The organism is Dietzia sp. DQ11-38-2 (assembly GCF_014145055.1).
Classification (GTDB): Bacteria; Actinomycetota; Actinomycetes; order Mycobacteriales; family Mycobacteriaceae; genus Dietzia.
This window is the reverse complement of the sequence record NZ_JAALDW010000313.1, coordinates 1-5,603: the sequence shown is the minus strand read 5'-3', so window position 1 is coordinate 5,603 and position 5,603 is coordinate 1. Positions and strand designations below refer to the sequence as shown.

Here is a 5,603-nt window from a genome sequence, read left to right as displayed (position 1 = left end):
CGCGGGACGGGCGGGGCCGTGGGGCACGCGCAGAGCCTCGCGCAGGGCCTGCCGGTAACTCGTCCGCCCGCCGGGCGGGGCGCCGAGCACCTCGTCGGCGTCGTCGTTGAGGACGATCGCCTCGCAGCGCAGCGATTCCACCAGCGGCCGGGCCAGGCCGGTCTCGAGTGGGGTGACCAGTCCCATCCACAGCGAGGACAGCTTGGGGGTCAGCACGGGGACGGGGACCATGAGCCGGCGGTGCAGTCCGGCCTCCTCGGCGTAGATCTGCATCATCTGCCCGTAGGTCAGCACGTCCGGGGCGCCCACGTCGATCACGCGGCCATCGGCGAGCTCGCCCTCGAGGGGAACCGTGGTGGCGGCGGCGAGGTAGTGGACCACGTCCCGGACGGCGATCGGCTGGATCCGGTTGCTCACCCACTTCGGGGTGACCATGCCGGGGAGCCGGGTGGTCAGGTGGCGGATCATCTCGAAGGACGCGGAGCCCGAGCCGATCACGACCCCGGCCTGGATCACCAACGCGGGCACGGACGAGGCCAGCATGGTCCGCCCCACCTCGACGCGCGAGCGCAGGTGCGTTGACAGATCGGTCTCGCCCTCCGGGTGCAGCCCGGACAGGTGCACGATGCGCCCCACCCTGGCGGCCTCGACGGCGCGGGCGAAGACCTCGGTGGTCTCGCGTTCTTCCCGCTCGAAGTCGGTGGTGTGGCCCATCGAGTGGACGAGGTGGCAGGCCACATCGACGCCGGCGAGCGCCTCGGTCAACGCGGCCTCGTCCCCCAGTCCGCCCTCGTGGATGGTCACCTGATCCCGCCAGGGCACGTCGTCGAGCCGGGCGGGGGTGCGCGCCAGGACCGAGACACGGGCGCCGTCGGCGAGCAGTCGGGGGACGAGGCGGGAGCCGATGTACCCGGTCGCGCCGATGACGAGGACGCGCGGGCCGGACTGGGCGTCGGGGGCCTGGGCGTCGGGGGATCCGTGGGGCGTGGACATACCCGAGACTCTTCCAGTGTGGGCGCGCTCGCGCACCCGTTGTGCGTTCGGCGAGCCGACCCGCATGCTCGACCCGAAACCGGACCCGGGTGTGCCGCTTCCGGGCACGAGAGGCGCGATATCCGGATACTGGATTCAGACGAGGCGGACGGACCGTGACGGACGGAGGGAGAACGGATGGCGATCGGCGCGGCACGACCCCGACAACTCTCCAGGTCGATGGACCTGTCCGGCGTCCGCATCGAGACCGCCAGGCTGCGCTCGGAGCGGGCCGTGGCCACCTTCTGGCGGTGGTGGTCCGAGGGCGGGTGTCGTCGTACGACCGCCGCGATCGAGTCGGGGAACGCCCGCCGGGTGGTCCCGGAGATCACCTCGCTCATCGAGGCCATCGATCCCGGTCTCTCGTGGGAGTTCGTCCCCGCATCCGAGGGTGATCCGCACCGGCTGACCGTCACCGCGGCCGGGGTGCCGGAACTGCGCGGGGTGGCGCGCCGCTGGCTCGCCCAGGCCCCGCCCGACGATTCCGAGTGGACATACGCCGACCTGCGTGACCCGGTCCCCGGGCGCGCCATGCACTTCCGCGACCGGCGGCTGGGGTTCGACGAGGCGGAGGTGGTGGTGGACGTGGGGCTCTCCCGGGCCGACGTGACCGTCCACCATCCCGGGTTCGCCGGACTGGTGGGATCCGATCCCTCGATCGCCGCCTACCTGTTGCTCGACGCGATGTGCGGCGAGGCCGCGGTGGAGACGTGGGTGGGCACGATCCGGTCCAACGCCACGGCCCCGGGTGACGACGCGGTCTCGCTATACGCGCTGCCCGGGATCCTGCGGGAGATCGAGCAGGAGAACACCGACGAGGCGGGGGAGCCGGCCTGGCAGATCCTGCACGGCGACACCTCGCAGGGTCCGATGGTCGCCGTGGTGCGCGTGCCCCTGGTGGCGCTCTCGGCACCGGAGTTCGACCGGCACGTCGCCGTCCACGTGCCCTATACGGATGTCGAGGACTGTGGGCTGCCGGGGTCGGGCTCACTGCCCGGGCTGCGGGACCTCGAGGACCACCTGGTCGACCGGCTGGAGGGCACAGGCGAGTGCGTGGGCGCCGAGAGCTGCAACGGCCGCCGGCTCCTGCACTTCTACGTGGACTCCACGACCCCCGCGCACGAGCAGCTGCGCGTGGCCTGCTCCGGCTGGGACCAGGGCGAGGTGACCCTGACGGTCACCGACGATCCGGGCTGGCGGAAGGTTCAGCACCTGCGGGTGTGAGATCGGCCGAGGCCTGACTCTGGCCCGGCCCCGGTACGGTGCCGACGAAGGCGTCTTCGCCCGGGCCGGTCACCACGGACACCCGCCGGGTGGGCCCGGAACGGGGTTCCACGGAGATCCATCCCGGTATCCGGCCGTCGAGCACCAGGTCGGGCGGGTTCGACGTCGTCGCCCCGCCGGTCGAGGACAGGTCCCAGTCGGCGTCGACCCGGATCACGGTCGGTGGCGTCACGTCAGGACCACCGGGTCCGGCTAGTGCGTCGATCCGACCCTCACTGAGGGCACCGCCGACGTCCCAGAACACCGCGTCCACCGGTGTGCCCACATCAGAGGCGTCAGCGGCAACGATCCGGTACCTGGTCTCGTCGGCGATCGCCGACAGTGATCGCCAGCGGTCCGGGACGTCTGTGACCACTGCGACCCGGTATCCCGCCGCCACCGCGCGGAAGGCCACCTGGCGGCACACGGCGGAGCCGGCCGCGAGGAGCACCGAGCGCAGGTGGGGCCCGGCCAGCTGGACGGCGGCCGCGTCGCCCGCCCGTGTCGCGCCGAGGATCTGACCGCACCCGTGGGCGGGTGGAGCGAGCTCGTCGAGGTGGTCGAGACGCCGTCGGACGAGAGATCCGGCGACCGCATCGGGGAGTTCTTCACCCGGGATGGGAAGCACGCGCGGAGTCGGCAGGGGATGGCATGAGTCCGCACACGGGGGCAGCGCGCCCGGGGTGAGTCCCGCGAGCCACACGCTCGATACCGTGTCGACCACGTCGTGGCGTCCCGGCACGCGTCGGAGTCGGAGCACCTCGGTGATCGCCGACGCTCGCACCGAGGTGAGGGCGTCCACGACTTCACGCGGGCCGGCACCGGGGCGGACCACGAATGCCGTTCCTTCCGTGGGCTCGACCTCTGCCTCGAGGAACCGTTCGGCGAGCTCGGTGGCGTCGAACACCCGGCACGGGACGCCGTGGTGGACCAGTGATCGGCGCAGGCGCTCGGTGGCCCCCGTGATGAGACTCGCGAGGGAGCCCCGCCCCGCGCCGTCCTGGCAGGCCAACGCCAACTCGGAGACGTCGAACCTGAGGAGGAGGTGGACGCGCCGGTGTGAGATCAGCGGCAGCGGACCGACGAGCGAGCCATACACGTCGCCGTCGGGACCCGATGCGGCTCGCCGTCCGTGGACCACGACGTCGATCCCCTCGAGCGACACCCCGCCCTGATCCAGCTGGCGTGCGACAGCGCTCAGCGGGAGCCGTACTCCCCGGAAGTCGGCCGGGTCATCGCGGCCGACCTCTGTGGTCAGGAGGGCACCGGCGGAGATCTCGACTCCTGTCGTCACCACCCGGTGACCCTCGACGCAGCCGACCAGTGAGAAGTCGGGGGAGACGAGGTCCACGACGTCCACGGGGAGACGGCGCGAGCGAGGGCCGCGGACCGAGAGCGGTCGTCCTCGACGACGGACCGTGACCGTACCGGCGACCAGAGTGGCGACGCCGAACTGTATCCAGGGTTGCCACTGCGGAGGGCAGATCACCGCGAGCGCGGCCGAGGAGACGAGGACGACCACGACCGCGGGAAATGCGCGAAGGGTGATCATCGGTCCTCCTCCAGGCCTGGTCGAGGGCGTGGAAGGCCGCCCGGGAAGCCCGGCCACCGGGCCGGGACCGTGGCGTACCCTACCCCCGGAACCCGCCGCCGCGGGGCGTCACAATCGTGGAAGGGACCGGTCCGTGCCGCTGAAGCCGACCACCAGGGCCCAGGTGGATGGACACCGATTCCTGTCTCGCCGGGCCCGTCTCGCGGTGGTCGTCCGGGACGTCCGGATGCTTCATGACCCACTGCGTCGCCAGTCGACAGGGTTCGCGGTCGGTGTGGCCGCCGCCGTTCTCGGCTGCGTCGGTGCCGCGGTCCTGGCTCTGCTCGATCCGATGCCCGACGTGGAACGCGCGGTGATCATGGTGGGCCGGGAGTCCGGCCAGATGTATGTCCGCGCCGGCGACACGGTCCACCCGGTGTTCAATCTCGCCTCGGCCCGTCTGGTGACCGGCCAGCCCGCGGAACCGACAACGGTGCGGGACTCGGATATCGCAGGGACCCGGCGGGGTGGCCTGGTGGGCATCCCGGGAGCACCGTCCGCGTTGCCGGCGCCCCGCGATGCGGGCGGGGTGGCGGCCGTCTCGTGGACGGTGTGCGACGAGGTCGCCGACGCCGACCGAGGTCTCCCCCGGATCGTCTCGACCAGCGTGGTGGCCCGTGACGGAGCGGTGGGGCCCGGTCGCGAGATCTCGCGCGACGAGATCGTCCTGGCGGACCAGGACGGCAGGGGGTGGTTACTGAGGAACGGCACCCGGTCGAGGATCGACCTGGCGGACGGTGACCTCCTGTCGATCCTCGGACTGGACGGCATCGCACCGCGACCGGTCACCGCCGCGTTGATCGACCCGCTGCCGGAGGTCGACCCGGTGGTGCGACCGCAGATCGAGATGGCTGGCAGACCCGTGGACTACGGTTTGGACTCCCTGCGGATCGGGCAGGTGTTCACCGTGGACACGGCCTCGGGTAGGGCGACTTATGTGGCGTTGGCGGATGGTGTCCAGGAGGTCGGTCCGGTGGTGGCCGATGTCATCCGTTCCACCTCGACCGTGGGGCCGGTCGAGGCTGTCGAGCCCGACCGGATGGGCGTTCCGCGATCGGTCGCGTTGGACGTCGACGCCTTTCCCGCGGATCGTCCGACGGTGCTCGCGACCAGCGATTCCCCGGTGTTGTGCGTCCGGGACTCCGGCAGGGAGGGGACCGCGGCCCGTCGGATGACCGTTGTCGCCGGCGCCCCGGCCCCCTCGGAGTCCGAGGCCCGGACGATGGCCGGCGCGGACGGTGGTGGGCCGGCTGTCGACGTCGTCGGGATCCCGGGCGGAGGGATGCTCGTGACGGCGATCGGGCGTGGCACGTCCACTCGTGGCGCGGTCACGACGATCGTCACCGACGCGGGGGTACGGTTCGACGTCCCAGATCAGGAAACCGCTGCAGTGCTCGGGGTGGGTGGCGCCCCGGTTCCGGTGGACGGGGCGATCATCGACAGACTCCCCGCCGGCCCGAGGTTGGATCGCCGTTCCGCTCTGGTCAGCCGGGATGGTCACGACCTCCACTCCGTCGTGGACGAGGCCTCGGGCCCGGTGGGGTGATCGCTAACGCGGTACGACGGCGCGCGGATCCGGTGAGGGTGTCCGCTCGGGCGTGACTTTCAGCACCCGGGCCGGTGGTCGTGGTGGCGGAGGCTTCGGGTTCGGGTCAGAGCGACCACGACCAGGATGGCACCCCCGACGGTGAGTGACCCGGCCGCGACGATCGCACCC

General features: G+C 72.0%; 4 protein-coding genes. 2 read left to right on the top strand and 2 right to left on the bottom strand.

What is annotated here, in order from left to right; genetic code table 11:
- The coding region (locus tag G6026_RS11050) for an NAD(P)H-binding protein (RefSeq protein WP_182613207.1) at positions 1-993 on the bottom strand (993 nt) is incomplete at its 3' end.
- 177 nt (positions 994-1,170) lie between these two features.
- On the opposite strand from G6026_RS11050, the gene G6026_RS11045 reads away from it, so the two are divergent.
- Positions 1,171-2,256, top strand: a complete 1,086-nt coding sequence (locus G6026_RS11045; RefSeq protein ID WP_182613206.1) for a DUF695 domain-containing protein — start codon at positions 1,171-1,173, stop codon at positions 2,254-2,256.
- Here G6026_RS11045 and G6026_RS11040 read toward each other — a convergent pair.
- A complete protein-coding gene (locus G6026_RS11040) occupies positions 2,210-3,847 on the bottom strand; it encodes a type VII secretion protein EccE (RefSeq protein ID WP_182613205.1) in 1,638 nt (545 codons plus the stop codon). The two genes, G6026_RS11045 and G6026_RS11040, sit on opposite strands and share 47 nt — an antisense overlap.
- 133 nt (positions 3,848-3,980) lie before the next feature.
- Here G6026_RS11040 and eccB point away from each other — a divergent pair, with 133 nt between their 5' ends.
- Entirely contained in the window at positions 3,981-5,432 is a 1,452-nt protein-coding gene (gene eccB, locus G6026_RS11035) for a type VII secretion protein EccB (RefSeq protein WP_182613204.1), read from the top strand.
- The last annotated feature ends 171 nt before the right edge of the window (positions 5,433-5,603 follow it).

What these genes read in the sequence shown, in the direction of transcription:
- G6026_RS11040 (WP_182613205.1), bottom strand. Translation starts at nt 3,847, where the DNA reads ATGATCACCCTTCGCGCATTTCCCGCGGTCGTGGTCGTCCTCGTCTCC.
- G6026_RS11045 (WP_182613206.1), top strand. Translation starts at nt 1,171, where the DNA reads ATGGCGATCGGCGCGGCACGACCCCGACAACTCTCCAGGTCGATGGAC.